We start from the raw sequence: 15,001 nt of genomic DNA on the forward strand, positions 1-15,001 counted from the left end.
TTAGGTTCCCGCCACAATGCTGATGACCTCAGACATTCCAACGATGCTGCGGCTGCACCGGGCGATGTTTCTCGCCCGTGAGATCGACCGCGTGGAACAAGACCTGGTCAAGCAGGGCCTTGCGCATTTCCATGTCTCGGGCGCCGGCCACGAGTCGACGGCACTGATCGCCGATTATCTCGGCCAGCAGGACTGGCTGCACCTGCACTATCGCGACAAGGCGCTGCTTCTGGCGCGTGGCCTGCCGCTGGTCGAATTCTTCCGCAGCCTGCTCGCAACTGGCCCCTCGCACTCCGCCGGCCGCCAGATGAGCGCGCACTATTCGGCCCGCGAGCTGAATGTCGCCTCGATGGTCGGCCCGGTCGGCAACAACGCGCTGCACGCCGTGGGCAACGCCCAGGCGGTGAAGTTCCACCCTGATTCTCCGGTGGTAATCTGTTGCGTCGGCGACGGCACGACTCAGCAGGGCGAGTTCCTCGAGGCGGTCGGCGAAGCGGTGCGCACCGGCGCGCCGGTGGTCTTCGTCATCCAGAACAATAACTGGGCGATTTCGACCAAGACGCCGGGCCAGACCTTCTTCGATCTGCCCACCGGCCCCGCCGACAGCTTCCTTGGCCTGCCGATCCGCCGCGTCGACGGCGTCGATCTGGCCGCCACGCGCGCCGCCTTCGAATCCGCGGTGACCCATACCCGGGCTACCCGCGGCCCGGCGCTGCTCCTGATGGAGCTCGAGCGGCTGTCGGATCACACCAATGCCGACGACCAGGCGCTCTATCGCGCCGCCGACGAGCTGAAATCGGGCAAGAGCCGCGATCCGCTCGAAGCCATCCGCCAGTCACTGCGCGAGTCGCAGATGGGCGACGCGGCCCTGGCGCAGCTCGAAACCAGCCTGATCGCCGAAGTGGCGGCAGCCGTCGCCGAGGCGCGCGGCGAAGCCGTGCCTGAGACCGCCGGCCAAGCCAAGGCGCCCTACCCGCCCGAGTTTGCACACGCCAAGGAATACCGCGGCGATGCCAAAGCGTCGAACTTGACCATGCGCGAAGCCCTCAACCGGGTGCTGCGCGATCAGCTCGCCGCCAATCGCGACGTGCACCTGCTCGGCCAGGACATCGAAGACCCGAAGGGCGACGTCTTCGGCGTCACCAAGGGCCTGTCGACTGCTTTTCCGGGTCGCGTCCGCAACGCCCCGCTCTCCGAATCGACCATTGTCGGCACTTCGATCGGCCGCGCCCTGACCGGGCAGCGGCCGGTGGCGTTCATCCAGTTCGCCGATTTCCTGCCGCTCGGCTTCAACCAGATCATTTCCGAGCTCGGCTCGATGTACTGGCGCACCGATGGCAGCTGGCAGGCGCCGGTGATCCTGATGGTCAGCTGCGGCGGCTACAAGGCAGGCCTCGGCCCGTTCCACGCCCAGACCCTCGAATCGATCCTCGCCCATGTGCCCGGCATCGATGTGGTGATGCCCTCGAGCGCCGGCGACGCGGCCGGGCTGCTTAACGCCGCCTTCCAGAGCAAGCGGCCGACAGTCTTCCTCTACCCCAAAAGCGGCCTCAACCTTTCCGACCGTCGCACCTCCGACGATACGGCGAAGCAATTCGTGGTCCCCGGCAAGGCGCGCGCCGTGCGCCAGGGCAACGACCTGACGCTGGTCACCTGGGGTAACCCGCTGACCCAGTCGCTGCTCGCCGCCGAGACGCTGTCGGGCGCCGGCGCCGAGCTCGACGTCATTGACCTCCGCTCGATCTCGCCCTGGGACGAGGATGCCGTGCTCCGCTCGGTCCGTCGCAGCAAGCGGCTGCTGGTGGTGCACGAGGACAATCACACTGCCGGCTTCGGCGCCGAAGTGATGGCGACAGTGATGGAAAAGGCCGGTCTCCCGGTCAGCGCCAGGCGCGTCACCCGCGACGACATCCACGTGCCGTTCCAGTTCGAGCGGCAGATCGATACCCTCCCCTCCTACCGCCGGATCATGGAAGCCGCCGCCGCGCTGCTCGAGTTCGATCTCGCATGGGAAGCGCCCAAGGCCGATGCCGGCCCTGCCGCCATCGCGGCGATCGGCTCGGGCCCCGCCGACGATGAAGTCGAGGTCGTCGAGCTCCTGGTGAAGCCGGGCGACATGATCAAGACCGGCGATCTGGTCGCGGTCGTCGAGGCCACCAAGGCCGCCGTCGACGTACAGGCGACCGTCACCGGCAAGGTGCTGTCGATCCCGGTCGAACCCAAGCAGAAGATCGCCGTGGGCGCACCGCTGATGTTCGTCGAGGCCGACGCCTCGGTGGCGCGGCAGCAGGCGACCGTTACCGCCGAGCGCATCGACAAGGCCATCCTGAAGCGCCGCGGCGCGCCGCAGCCCGCCCCCGTTACCATCGGCCGCGCCGAGGTTCCCGTCGGCGTTGCCGGCATTGCCGGGATCACCGGCGGGCGCAAGGTGCACAATGCCGACCTCAAGGGCAACTGGCAGACCCGCGACGCCGGCGACATCGTCAAGCTGACCGGCATCGAGAGCCGTCGCTGGGTGCAGCCTGGCGAGACGGTATTTTCCCTCGCCGTGTCCGCCACGCAGAAACTGCTCGACGAGCAGCAGCTCGAAATCAGCGACATCGACCTGGTGATCGCGGCCACCGGCACACCCGATGTGATCACCCCGTCGCTTGCCTGCCGCGTCGCCGACGCGGTCAGCACCGCCGGTCGAGCCAGCCTGCCGGCCTACGACATCAATGCCGCCTGTTCCGGCTACCTCTACGCGCTGGCCAATGCCCGCGACTACGTCACCAACAACCCGAACGCCCGGGTCCTGGTGGTGACGTCAGAGGTGCTGTCGCCGCTGCTCGACCAGAACGACTTCAACACCGCTGTGCTGTTCGCTGATGCCGCCACTGCCTCCTTGGTGCAGGGTCCGGGTCACGAACAGCCGACGCTGTTCACCTTTGCCCAGCCGACGATCGCCGGCGCACCGGAATCGGGCGAGCTGCTGAGCGTGCCGCGCGCCGGTGAGGGCTATATCAAGATGAATGGCCGCGAGGTGTTCGCCGACGCCGTCCGCGCCATGTCGGCGACGCTGACCTCGGCCTGCGCGGCGGAAGGCATCACCATGGACGATATCGACCTGATGGTGCCGCACCAGGCCAACCAGCGCATCATCGACGCCATTGCCCGCCGCTCGGGCCGCCCGGCCCACTCGATCATCCGTAACCTCGGCAATACCAGTTCCTCGACCATCCCGCTGGCGCTGATGGACGCGCTGCCCACCACCAAGCCCGGCGACCGCCTCGGCCTCGTCGCCTTCGGTGGCGGCATCACTTACGCGGCGGCAATCGCCACGGTGGGTTCGGGGCGCTAGCGGTCGGCACCAGCCCCTGCAGCAGGCCGACCAGATCGGCCTGTCGATGCATGCCGGTCTTGCCGAATACCGCCTGCACCTGGTTGCGCACGGTCGCCGCGCTGGCGCCGGTGCTCGAGGCGATCTGGCCGATGGTCATGCCGCCGCCGAGCGCCCGGGCGATCCTCGCTTCCGCCGGCGTCAGGTCGAACAGCCCCTGAATCACCGTGGCATCGGGCAACTCGCGCAGGGTCACCGGCGTCATCAGCAACACCGCCGCCGCCCCGGTGAACACTTCGCGAGCCGACGCACGGATCGGCAGGATGTGGGCCACCATTGCCGCATTGCCGTCCCCCGCGGGAACGGGGATCGAGCGCACCGGCCCGGTATGGAGCCCGGCCTCCGCGGCCTCGAGCGCCGTGGTCAGCATTTCGTCGGCTCGCGGATTGGCGAGGCCCAGGCGCGTCGGGCGCGACTGCACCACCGAGGGGGTCAGCGCCTCGAGCATGCCGTTGGTGGCGATGGCTGCACCGCGCGGTCCGAGGACGGCCGCGGGAATGCCGACCATCTCGAGCGCCGCGACGGCTCCCTGGGCGCGCTCGAAGGCGATGCGCGCCGACATCAGTGCCGCCCGCGCCAGGTGCGGCCGCAGCAGGTCGAGGCGCTCCACCACTTCGCGCTCCACCGGCCCATCCTCGAGCCGGCGCTCGCCGTGGAAGATCAGCAGATCGCCGGTCGGCACCTTGATGCCGGTTGCCACGCCCCAGCCAAAACCGCGCGGCACGAAGAACTCCTTGCGGATTGGGTCGGCTTCCCATTCCTCGCGGCTGAACACATCGAGATCGGTGACGAAGCCGGGATGGTCGTAGGCGAGGAGGCGCGCTGTACGGTCGTCGCGCCCAGGGTAGCCGCCCTCAAAATAGCCGCGTGACATCTCCTGCAAGCCTGGCGACGCCGTCCAGTGAGCAGCCTCGCCGCGCACCGCAAACAGCACCGTTCCCGCGACACCGCCGAGCTCCCCGAGTTCCTCGAGCACGCGCGGCCAGAGATCGGGGACAGCCCCGGCCTCGTAAATTCTGTCGACTAGTTCGTCGTCCTCCATCCGCCGCTTCCTCGAGCATGTGCCGCCTGAGTGACGTAACTCATGGCACCTCGCATTAGTTCAAATGCATCATGCGCGCGCAAGACGTTACCGGTAACAGTAGGCATGCGCCAAGGTGGCCCTGGGCGCTCATCTCGATTTCGGGTCTTCGGATGGTTGTTGGCCGGTGGCGGAGCTGCCGGCCAACTTCGTTATTCGGCGTCCGCGATTAGTCGGCGTCAACGACCTTGTCGGCATAGCCGGTGACACGTGCCGCCAGCGAGGCTTCCATGAAGTCGTCGAGATCGCCATCGAGCACCGCGGAGGTGTTCGAGGTTTCGTGCCCGGTGCGCAGGTCCTTCACCATCTGGTAGGGCTGCAGCACGTAGCTGCGGATCTGGTGCCCCCAGCCGACATCGGTCTTGGCCGCCGATTCTGCGTTCGCCGCTTCCTCGCGCTTCTGCAACTCGATCTCATAGAGCCGCGCCTTCAGCATCGCCATCGCCGTCGCACGGTTCTTGTGCTGGCTGCGCTCCTGCTGGCAGGCGACGACCACGCCGCTTGGAACGTGGGTAATGCGGATTGCCGAGTCGGTGGTGTTGACGTGCTGGCCACCGGCGCCCGATGAACGGTAGGTGTCGACCTTGAGGTCAGACTCGTTGATCTCGATGTTGATCGTCTCGTCGACCACTGGATACACCCAGGCGCTCGAAAAGCTGGTGTGGCGGCGAGCCGCGCTGTCGTAAGGCGAGATACGGACGAGGCGGTGCACGCCCGATTCCGTCTTCAGCCAGCCATAGGCATTGTGGCCGGTGATCTTGATGGTCGCAGACTTGATGCCGGCTTCTTCGCCGTCATGCATTTCCATGACGTCGATCTTGAACTTCCGCCGCTCCGCCCAGCGCGTGTACATGCGCAGCAGGATATTGGCCCAGTCCTGGCTCTCGGTGCCGCCGGCGCCGGAGTGGATTTCGAGATAGGCGTCATTGGCGTCGGCTTCGCCGGAGAGCAGCGTCTCGACTTGAGCGGAACGCGCCTCCTTCAGCGTCTCCTGCAAGGCCTGCTCGGCCTCCTTGATCACGTCGGCGTCGTTCTCGGCCTCGCCCATCTCGATGAGCTCGGAGTTGTCGCGGATCGATGCCTCGAAGGCCTTCACGGCCTTCACCTGCACGTCGAGTTCGTCACGCTGCTGCATGATCGGCCGCGCCTTCTCAGGGTCGGCCCAGAAGTTGGGGTGCTCGGTACGTGCGGTCAGATCGTCGAGACGGGCTTCAGCTGTATCCCAGTCAAAGATGCCTCCTCAGCAGGCTTACGACCTGCTCGATTTCGGCGATGACCTTGGTGATTTCGGCGCGCATTTCTATCCTCAAATCCGTTGCCGCTCATGTAGTTGAGACGAAGGGTCCAATCAACCCGTTCTTCCCCGCGTCACCTGTGCATGCTAGGCAGCGGGCTTGTTAGCGAGGGGCCGGCCGTGACGGAACGCATCGAAGGGGTAAGCTTCGTATCGAGCGGCACGCCGGAGGCGGATCGCGCTGCCGACCTGCTGCGCCAACGCTATGGTGACAACGGCTTCGATCAGGCCACCATCGTCGTCGCCCTCGGTGGCGACGGCCTGATGCTGCAGACGCTGCATCGCAAGATGGGCAGGAACGTGCCGGTCTACGGCATGAACTTCGGCTCGGTCGGCTTCCTGATGAACGAGTTTTCCGCCGACGGCCTCGCTGCGCGCCTCGCCGCTGCCAAGCCCACGCACATCTATCCGCTCGAAATGAACGTCCGGCTCGCCGATGGCTCGGAACACCGGGCGCTGGCGCTCAACGAAGTGTCGCTGTTCCGCATGACCTATCAGGCGGTGAAGGTCGAAATCCTCGTCGATGGCCAGCCGCGGCTCGAAGAGCTGATCTGCGACGGCGTGCTGCTGGCGACGCCGGCAGGTTCGACCGCCTATAACCTTTCGGCGCATGGGCCGATCCTGCCGATCGACTCACCGCTCCTGGCGCTGACGCCGATCTCGCCGTTCCGTCCGCGCCGTTGGCGTGGCGCCATTCTCAACAACCGCGCCGTCGTCACCTTCCGCACCCGCGAGGCCGAGAAGCGCCCGGTGAGCGCCGTTGCCGACAATGTCGAATTCCAGCGGGTGATCGAGGTGACGGTGCGCGAGAACCGCAGCCAGAAGGTGACGCTGCTGTTCGATCCGGGCACCGGGCTCGACGAGCGCGTGCTGAGCGAACAGTTCCGCTACTAGGTCAAGTCACCGTTGGGGCGCACAGTTTGCTCCAGGCGGGTCGGGCGGTCATCTCGTCCGACGGTTCAACCTGGTCGCGAACGCCTAAGCCGCAGGCAGCGCCAGCCGTTCGTCAGCCTCGAGCTGCGGCAGGGCCATCTTCGACTGCGTCATCCCCGCGAAGACCGACATCACGCCACGCGCCGCCCGCCGGGCGAGAATGACGTTCTGTTCGCTGAGATAGGCAAACGCCTCCTCGAGCTCAGGCGGGATCACCCCGTCATGCTCGACGATCAGCTCTTCGGTCAGTGCCGTCACGACGAAATGCCGCGCCGCAATATCATCGGCGAGGTCGGCGGCACGGGCGTGAAAGATCAGCCGCGCCAGCATGTTGCGTACCGCTTCACTGAGACCGCAGCGCGAGAACAGCGCGTTGAGCGCCGACCGGCTGCCATGCTCCAGGAGTGTGAACACCTTGTCGCGCGGCGTCTCGGACAGCTGCGCCACGCAATCGGCAAAGAACAGCACGTGCCCCTGGACGATGGCATGCAGCATCACCCGGGTCGAGACGAACTCGGCTTCCACCAGCTCTGCCGCATAGGGCGCCCTGCCCGCCGCCGCTTCCTGCTCGCCGATCGCCGTCAGCGCCGTATCGGTCGCATCGCGCAGCAGCCGCTCCAGCCGATGCGGCGCCACCGCTCCGCTGACCATGCGTGTGCTGCGCAGCGCTACCGCGACGGCCTGAACGAGAACGAGCCGCGCATCAGCCGGCAGGTCATCGCGCGCCAGCAGCAACCCACGCAGCTCGGCGTCGTCGGCGCCCTCACGGTCCGCCACCTGGCGCAGCATCGTTGGAGAGAACGGCACATCCGGTCGATCCAGCAGCTTGGCCAGTAACGGTCGTCCGCCTCTGGCCACCAAGGCCTCGGCGACCCGCTGGCTGAGCCGCTCGCGCGTCGCCGTCGCCATCAGCATGGCCTCGTCGGCGCCGCGGATCAGCGCCATCAGGTCGGCATCGACCAGCGCGGGAGAATACTGCACCACGGCGCGTGCAATCACCGGGCTATCCTGCAGCAGCGCCAGGAGGATCGGCCGCGGCGCCTCCACCGCGTGCAGCAACCCATAGGCCAGCGCACCGCGCACTCGAACCGAGGGATCGTCAAGAAAGCCGATCAGCGCCGCATAGAGCGCCGCATGCTCGTCGGCCGGGCCATAGTGGTTGAGATAGGCCATGGCGGCGAGGTGGGCCGCCTGCCCCCGCTCCTCGCTGTCGCGCGATTGGCTCAGCGCGACGAAATCCTGGTACGCAACCATCAACCTCTCCGCGGAGCGGGATCGGGAAAAGTTCTGAGGCTTTTCCGGTTCGATCTCGCGACAAAACAAAGACTCGGAGCTAGAGTGCGATTCCACGAAGCGCAATCCAGCTCTCGGCGCTGAGAAAGACGCTATCGGGGAAGGCTTAAGGAACGGTTCACCATAATTTCGGCGGCTTGGGCAGCGTGCCGTCCTGCCCGTAAAGCTGGGTGAACAGCGCGCTTCCCTGCGCTTCCGACGCCGGGCTCAGCAGCGTCCGCGCCTGTACCTCACCGTCGCTGGAGAACAGCGAGGTGAACGACATGTCATCCGGCGAGAACCGCGATGGGATCGGGGCCGTGTCCCACTTGCCTGCCGGCGCCGCCGGGTCGACCGCCAGCTGCTGCGCGGCAAAGCGCGGATCGACGGCGCCGTCGTGCTTGGCGACCAGCGCCCGGTAGACCTCGCGAATCGTCCGCGCCTCGCCGCCCTCGTAGAAGATCGTCCGGTTGGCCTTGGCCTGCTTGGGGAACAGCTTGGCGGCGATCTGGTCGGGATCCTGGAGGCCGGCATTGAACAGCTTCTCCGCCCCCTGTGCCCCAAGGAAATGCGCGATGTAGAGCTCGCCCGGGCTCGGCATGCGGCCGAACTTCTCGAACAGATACGCCCCATTGCTCCGGGTGAACGCCGCCGCCATATCCGAGGCGATCTGCGGATCTTCACGCAGTTTCAGAACTTCCTGCCGCAGCGCCTTGTCAGCGATATAGTAATCGCCGTCGGAATCGACCTTGATGGCGTCCGCGTATTGCCCGTAGCCGAGCCGCGGCCCCTCCTCCTTCATTACCTGCAGCCAGGTGCTGTCGAGGAACTGGAACAGCCCGGTCGCACTCGACGTCCGGGCCTTGGCTTCGGGGTTGAGGCTGCTTTCACGGATCGCCGTGCGCAGCAGGTAGTCGAAGTCGACATCGCTCTTCGCCCCTGCCGTGTCCATGGCATAGGCAAGTGGCTGCGGCACCGATATCGGCTTCACGCCCATCGACTCGAGGGGTCCGTTGCTAACGTTCGGTTAACCAATCGCCCGCGACTGGTTAACGAATGGTTAGCCCTGCCACCTCGTCACCACTTCATCGAGGTTCGGCCGGTCGCGGTCTTCGATCACCGTGGTCGGGGTGCCGATATGGATGAAACCGACAAAGCGTTCGCCGCCGCGCGCCCCGAGCATGGCCTGCGCCTCGGTGTCGAAACCGTACCAGCGGTTGGTCCAGCTGGCGGCAAAGCCCAGGGCAAAGGCGGCGTGCGAGAGGTTGAAGCAGACATTGCCGGCCGATAGCAACTGCTCCATCTCCGGCGCCTTGGGGTTGGGCTTGGGCGACAGCAGCACGCCGATGGTCACCGGAGCCGGCAGGAACTGCCGCCGCTCGATATCGAGCCCAGCCTCATCGAGTTCGGGCCGCTTGCGCTTGGCGATCTCGGCGAGCTTGTCGCCGGCTTTGATCCGGTCGTCACCCTCGATCAGAATCAGCCGCCACGGCACGAACTTGCCGTGATCTGGCACGCGCGTGCCGATGGTCAGAATCTCGCGCAGCTCGTCCGGCGTCGGGCCCGGATCCTTGAGGAAGCCGATACCGACGGAACGGCGGGTTTTCAGGTAGTCGCGCAGTGCGGCGTTGATGGGCATGGTCTGGTCCTTGCGAGCGTCCGGTCCTTATGACACAGCTTTTCCCCAATCCAAGCGTAGGCACGCGAGGCATTTTGAAGCGAGGCGCTGCGGGGCGCCGGTTGCGGAGTCTTAGGGTGAAGCTCAGGTACTGGATCGGCATTCTCGGGATCGCGGCGATGCTCGCGCCGATGCTGGCGATCGCCGAGGATCCGCCGGTTCCCCTGCCCCGCCGTGCCGATCGCATGCCGCAGCAAGCCGTAGAGCAACTGGCCAACGCCCCTGCCGCCGAAGTCGCGATCCCCGAGGCGACGGAGACCCCCGTCGTCGATCCGGGGCCGGCTGCAGCCGCCGCCGAAGCCGTGGCGGTCAACACCACGCCGCAACCGGTGACGCTGATGGCCAAGATCACCGAGGACGGCAATTCGCTGCCCGACGGTGTCACCTGGCGCGTTTTCGAGACCCGCACCGATGCCTCCGGCGACCTGGTGCTGGCGCAAAAATCCGATGACGCCACCGCACATCTCGAACTGCCGCCCGGCAGCTATGTCGTGCACGTCGCCTATGGCCGCGCCCAGACCACCGACACGCTGACCGTGGCCGAGGGCGAGAACTCTAAATCTCTGATCCTTGATGCCGGCGCCATGCGCCTCAACGCAGCGGTGACCGGCGACGTGGCGATCCCGATCAACCTGCTGCGTTTCGATATCTACACCAGCGGCAGCACTGAGGCGGATCGGACGCTGGTGGCGCAGAACCTCAGCCCTAACGACATCGTCACCCTCAACGCCGGCACCTACCACATCGTGTCGTATTTCGGCGACGTGAACGCTGTGGTGCGCGCCGACCTCCGAGTCGAGCCCGGTCAGCTGACCGATGCAACGCTCTACCATCGCGCCGCGCAGATCTCGTTCAAGCTGGTCAGCGAGGCCGGTGGCGAGGCCATTGCCGATATCGACTGGACGGTGAAGACTGCCGACGGACAGACCGTCTTCTCCAATATCGGCGCCTTCCCCTCGACCGTATTGGGTGAAGGCGATTACCTGGTCTTCGCCAAGCGTGGCGACCAGGTCTACAACCGCGAGTTCCAGGTCCAGCCCGGTGCGGCCAAGGAGATCGAGGTCCTCACCGCGGTCTATTGAGGCCATCTCGAAAAATCTTCACAGCCCGTGTCGATCTCTCGATCGGTCGCTCGTCGTGTCACTGCAGCAGGATGAACTCGCGCCATACGGGCCGCGACGTCCGGGCACAAGGAGACCGAAGATGCGCTTCATGATCATCGTCAAAGCCACCGCCGACAGCGAAGCCGGCATCATGCCGCCGCCCGAGAGCTTCGAGGCGATGGGCCGCTTCAACGAGGCGCTCATCAACGCCGGCGTGCTGCTGACGGCTGAGGGCCTGCACCCCTCGAACCAGGGCGCCCGCGTCACCTCGGAGGGCGGTAGCCTGATCGTCAGGGATGGCCCGTTTGCCGAAACCAAGGAACTGATCGCCGGCTTCTGGGTGATCAGCGCCAAGTCGCGCGACGAGGCGCTCGAGTGGGTCAAACGCATCCCGTTCGACGATGGCGAGACCATCGAGCTCAGGCGCGTATTCGAGGCGGCCGACTTCGCCGAGATCGTCCCGGCAGAGGCCGTCGCCCAGGAACAGGCCTGGCGCGACGCCACCCAGAAGCCCATCACCAACTAACGACAACACGAGGACATCGACATGAAGTTCATGGTCATCCGCCGGGCGGACGCCGAGACCGAGGCCGGAGTGATGCCTGGCGCCGACCTGATCGCCGAAATGACGCAGTTCCACGAAGACGCGGCCAAGGCCGGCATCGTCATCGCCGGCTCCGGCCTGATGCCGACCTCCCGCGGCGCCAAGGTGAAGTTCAACAATGGCAGGCCCACCGTCATCGACGGCCCTTTCACCGAGGCCAAGGAGCTGATCGCCGGCTACACCCTGATCGAAGTGCCGTCGCGCGAGGCGGCGATCGAGTGGGTGAAGACCTGGCCCAGGCTCGACGGTCACGGCAATGTCGAGATCGAGATCCGCCAGCTGTTCACCGAAGAGGATTTCGGCGAGGCCTATACCGAGGCCATGGCGAGCAGGGACGCAGCCCGCAACCCGGTCCGCAACCCTGAGTAAGCCACCTTGCTCACCCCAGGGATGAGCAAGGTGCTCACCCCAGGGATCACCATCTTGCTCCGCCGGATCGGATTTGGTCTGATCCGCTGCCATGACCGAAAGAGATACCCATCGCGCCATCGAGGCGGTGTTCCGCATCGAGCAGGCCAAGCTGATCGCTGGTTTGACCCGAATCGTGCGCGACGTCGGCCTTGCCGAGGAGCTGGCGCAGGATTCGCTGATCGTCGCCCTCAATCACTGGCCGGAGAGCGGCGTCCCGCGCAACCCGGGCGCCTGGCTGATGCAGACGGCTAAGCGCCGCGCTATCGACTATTTCCGGCGCAACAAGATGGCGGCGCGCAAGCTCGACGAGCTCGGCTACGACCTGCGGGAGATCGAATCCACCGCGCCCGATCTCGATACCCCGCTCGACGACGATGTCGGCGACGACCTGCTGAAGCTGATCTTCACCTCCTGTCATCCCGTGCTCTCACCCGAGGCGCGGGTGGCGCTGACGCTCCGCCTGCTCGGCGGGCTCACCACCGACGAGATCGCTCGCGCCTTCCTTTCCGCCGAGCCGACCATTGCCCAGCGCATCGTGCGCGCCAAGAAGAGCCTTGCCGAGGCCGGCATGCCGTTCGAAGTCCCCCGCGCCGAGGAGCGTGCCGGTCGCATGGCGTCGGTGCTCGAGGTGCTCTACCTGATCTTCAACGAAGGCTACTCCGCCACCGCCGGCGATGACTGGACCCGACCGCAGCTCTGCGAAGAGGCGATGCGGCTGGGCCGCATCCTCGCCGGGCTGGCGCCCGACGACGCAGAAGTCCATGGGCTCGTCGCGCTGATGGAGATTCAGGCGTCCCGCCTCCGCGCCCGTACCGGCGCCAATGGCGAGCCCGTGCTGCTGCTCGAGCAGAATCGCGCCCTGTGGGACCAGATGCTGATCCGCCGCGGCCTCGCCGCCCTCGACAGGGCCGAGAACCTCGTCGGCGCCGGCCCTTACGTGCTGCAAGCCGCCATCGCCGCCTGCCATGCCCGGGCCCGCAAGGCCAACGAGACCGACTGGCGGCGCATCGCGGCGCTCTACGACATGCTGGCCGCGATGACCCCAAGCCCGGTGATCGAGCTCAACCGCGCCGTCGCCCACTCCATGGCCTTCGGCCCAGCCTCCGGTCTCGCCATCCTTGATGCGGTTGCCGACGACCCGGCGCTCAGGGGCTATCACCTGTTGCCCAGCGTCCGCGGCGACTTCCTGGTGAAGCTCGGCCGGCTGGCCGAGGCCCGGCTCGAGTTCGAGCGTGCCGCCGGGCTCACCCGCAACGAGCGCGAGCGCATCCTGCTGCTCGACCGCGCGGCCGCCTGCCAACCGGCCGCTTGAGGTCTTCCCGTCGCGACTATCTGCTCTGCGCGAATTGTTCTGAAGCAGAACGCTGTTCCGCTATCTCCGTTACATTTCACAGTGCTATAGAGCGAGAGCTTGCAGCAGAAGCATACAGTATGGCTCAACCCGACCGCCGATTGGTCCCGATCGTATCGCTGGACATCGTGGGATATTCCCGCCTTGTCGAGCGCAGTGAACGTCAGACCCTGCGCCTCGTGCAGCGGGTCTACGATCGGCTGATCTCGCGCACCATCGGCGCCGCCGGCGGCAAGGTCTTCAAGACCATGGGCGATGGCCTCCTGGCCGAGTTCAACAGCGTCGTCGCCGCCGTGCAATGGACCGCCGACCTGCAGCGCCAGATCCATGAGCGCAAGATCCATGCCCCGGGCGGCGAGATGTTCCAGGTGCGCGCCGGCATCGTGCTCGCCGACGTGCTGGTGGCGGGCAACGATCTCTACGGCTCCGGGATCAATCTCGCCGTGCGCGTCCAAAGCCATTCGCCGGCCGGCGGCATGTGCATCACCAAGTGGATGTACCAGTACCTCGACGGCACCATCGAGCTGCCCTTCGTCGACATGGGGCCGACCGAGCTCAAGAACATCTCCAAGACCGTCCGCATCTATGCCTGGCATCCCTCCGGCCTGACGCGCCCGCAGCAGCCCGAGTCACCCCCGCCTCCGCCGCCGAGCAACCGGCCCTCGGTGGTCGTCTTGCCGTTCGACAATCTCTCGGGCGAGGCCGATCAAAGCTATTTCGCCGACGCCGTGGTCGAGGAAATCACCGCGACGCTCAGCCGGGTGAAGGACTTCTTCGTCATCGCCCGCAATTCGGCCTTCACCTACAAGGGCCGCGCCGGCATCGACATCCGCCAGATCGGCCGCGATCTCGGCGTGCGCTACGTCGTCGAAGGTTCGGTGCGCCGGGTCGGCGAGCGCGTCCGCATCACGGCGCAGCTGGTCGAGACCGAGGCGGGCAGCCACATCTGGTCCAACAAGGTGGACGGCGCCGTCGCCGACCTGTTCGACCTGCAGGATCGCATGGCCGCCGAAGTGGCGAGCGCCATCCAGCCCTCCATTCGCCGCGCCGAAGTCGAGCGGGCGCGCAAGAAGCGTCCGGAGACGCTTGCCGCCTATGACCTGGTGATGCGCTCCCTGCCCCACCTGTGGTCGCATAGCCCCGACGACAACCGCGAGGCCATCGACCTGCTGGCCCGGGCCCTGGCGCTCGAACCGCACTACGGCCTTGCTGCAGCGCTGGCCGCCTGGGCGCACGGCCAGCAGGTCGCCTATAACTGGACGGCGGATTTCGCCGCCGAGCGCCGCACTGCTGGTGCGCTGGTCGAAACCGCCTCGCAGCACGTTGCCGACGACCCGACTGCCCTCACCGCCCTCGCCTCCGCCATGATGATGCTCGGCGGCGACGTGCGGCAGGCCGCGACCTTCGCTGATCGGGCGCTGGAACTGGACCCGAACCACGCCTGGGCCTGGATGCGCCGCGGCTGGGGCCACGTCTATCTCGGCAACCCCGAAGACGGCCTTGCTGCCTTCGAGCGCTCGGCGCGGCTCTCGCCGATGGATCCGTTCGCCTTCAACGTGCATCTGGGCATGGGGTTGGCCAATTTCGCCGCCGGCCGGCCACAGCAGGCCATCGACTGGGCGCAGCGCGCCATGTCGGAGCGCCCCGGCCTCACCTGGCCGCATCGTGACCTCGCGGTCTACTTCGCACACCAGGGCGATCTGGCGGCGGCCCGCGACGCGCTGGAGCGTTTCCAGCGTGCGCATCCGGATGTCACCCTCGCTTCGATCGGCGATGGACTGCGCTTCATGTATCCGTCATTGCTGGCGCGCTATCTGCAAGGCCTGCAACTGGCCGGATTGCAATAGGCAACTCGCGGCGCAACTTTATCCATTCCGTAAGCAGTTCACCAACAC

The 15,001-nt window shown here is 66.5% G+C and carries 12 protein-coding genes; 7 read left to right on the forward strand and 5 right to left on the reverse strand.

All coding sequences use genetic code 11. The features are described from left to right. Positions 1 to 16: 16 nt before the first annotated feature. Entirely contained in the window at positions 17 to 3,340 is a 3,324-nt protein-coding gene (locus ACSQ23_RS15190; RefSeq protein WP_436091097.1) for a beta-ketoacyl-ACP synthase 3, read from the forward strand. Here the strand turns inward: ACSQ23_RS15190 and ACSQ23_RS15195 are convergent. Then, the gene (locus ACSQ23_RS15195; protein ID WP_056000133.1) at positions 3,297 to 4,421 is read right to left on the reverse strand and encodes a helix-turn-helix transcriptional regulator; all 1,125 of its coding nucleotides are present in this window, start codon (positions 4,419 to 4,421) and stop codon (positions 3,297 to 3,299) included. The genes ACSQ23_RS15190 and ACSQ23_RS15195 overlap by 44 nt on opposite strands. Before the next feature lie 208 nt (positions 4,422 to 4,629). Beyond that, a protein-coding gene (prfB, locus tag ACSQ23_RS15200; RefSeq protein WP_436091098.1) for a peptide chain release factor 2 occupies positions 4,630 to 5,758 on the reverse strand; the annotation gives its coding sequence in 2 pieces (ribosomal slippage) (positions 4,630 to 5,688 and positions 5,690 to 5,758; 1,128 coding nt in all). Positions 5,759 to 5,874: 116 nt separating this feature from the next. Here prfB and ACSQ23_RS15205 point away from each other — a divergent pair. After that, positions 5,875 to 6,648 (forward strand): NAD kinase, encoded by a 774-nt coding sequence (locus tag ACSQ23_RS15205; protein WP_436091099.1) that lies wholly within the window; start codon positions 5,875 to 5,877, stop codon positions 6,646 to 6,648. Positions 6,649 to 6,732: 84 nt separating this feature from the next. Here ACSQ23_RS15205 and ACSQ23_RS15210 read toward each other — a convergent pair whose 3' ends face one another. From ACSQ23_RS15210 to ACSQ23_RS15220, 3 genes are all read right to left on the reverse strand, one after another. Beyond that, positions 6,733 to 7,941 carry a DUF2336 domain-containing protein gene (locus ACSQ23_RS15210; protein ID WP_436091100.1) on the reverse strand — a complete coding sequence of 403 codons (1,209 nt, stop codon included), beginning with the start codon at positions 7,939 to 7,941 and terminating at the stop codon, positions 6,733 to 6,735. 157 nt (positions 7,942 to 8,098) lie between these two features. Next, positions 8,099 to 8,950 carry a lytic transglycosylase domain-containing protein gene (locus ACSQ23_RS15215; protein ID WP_436091101.1) on the reverse strand — a complete coding sequence of 284 codons (852 nt, stop codon included), beginning with the start codon at positions 8,948 to 8,950 and terminating at the stop codon, positions 8,099 to 8,101. A 69-nt stretch (positions 8,951 to 9,019) separates the two neighbouring features. Further along, positions 9,020 to 9,598: a nitroreductase family protein gene (locus ACSQ23_RS15220; protein WP_082528240.1), complete on the reverse strand. Its 579-nt coding sequence runs from the start codon at positions 9,596 to 9,598 to the stop codon at positions 9,020 to 9,022. A gap of 116 nt (positions 9,599 to 9,714) precedes the next feature. On the opposite strand from ACSQ23_RS15220, the gene ACSQ23_RS15225 reads away from it, so the two are divergent. The 5 genes from ACSQ23_RS15225 to ACSQ23_RS15245 all read left to right on the forward strand — a co-directional run bounded on the left by ACSQ23_RS15225 (position 9,715) and on the right by ACSQ23_RS15245 (position 14,953). Next, positions 9,715 to 10,719, forward strand: a complete 1,005-nt coding sequence (locus ACSQ23_RS15225; RefSeq protein ID WP_436091102.1) for a hypothetical protein — start codon at positions 9,715 to 9,717, stop codon at positions 10,717 to 10,719. 121 nt (positions 10,720 to 10,840) lie between these two features. After that, positions 10,841 to 11,266, forward strand: a complete 426-nt coding sequence (locus ACSQ23_RS15230; protein WP_436091103.1) for a YciI family protein — start codon at positions 10,841 to 10,843, stop codon at positions 11,264 to 11,266. 21 nt (positions 11,267 to 11,287) lie between these two features. Continuing rightward, complete coding sequence (locus tag ACSQ23_RS15235) at positions 11,288 to 11,713, forward strand: YciI family protein (protein WP_436091104.1); 426 nt, start codon at positions 11,288 to 11,290, stop codon at positions 11,711 to 11,713. Between the two features lie 91 nt (positions 11,714 to 11,804). Next, positions 11,805 to 13,067: an RNA polymerase sigma factor gene (locus ACSQ23_RS15240; RefSeq protein ID WP_436091105.1), complete on the forward strand. Its 1,263-nt coding sequence runs from the start codon at positions 11,805 to 11,807 to the stop codon at positions 13,065 to 13,067. Positions 13,068 to 13,186: 119 nt separating this feature from the next. Then, positions 13,187 to 14,953, forward strand: coding sequence for an adenylate/guanylate cyclase domain-containing protein (locus ACSQ23_RS15245; protein ID WP_082528241.1), 1,767 nt, complete (start codon positions 13,187 to 13,189; stop codon positions 14,951 to 14,953). The last annotated feature ends 48 nt before the right edge of the window (positions 14,954 to 15,001 follow it).

It is taken from the genome of Devosia sp. LjRoot16 (assembly GCF_964252795.1).
Lineage (GTDB): Bacteria > Pseudomonadota > Alphaproteobacteria > Rhizobiales > Devosiaceae > Devosia_A.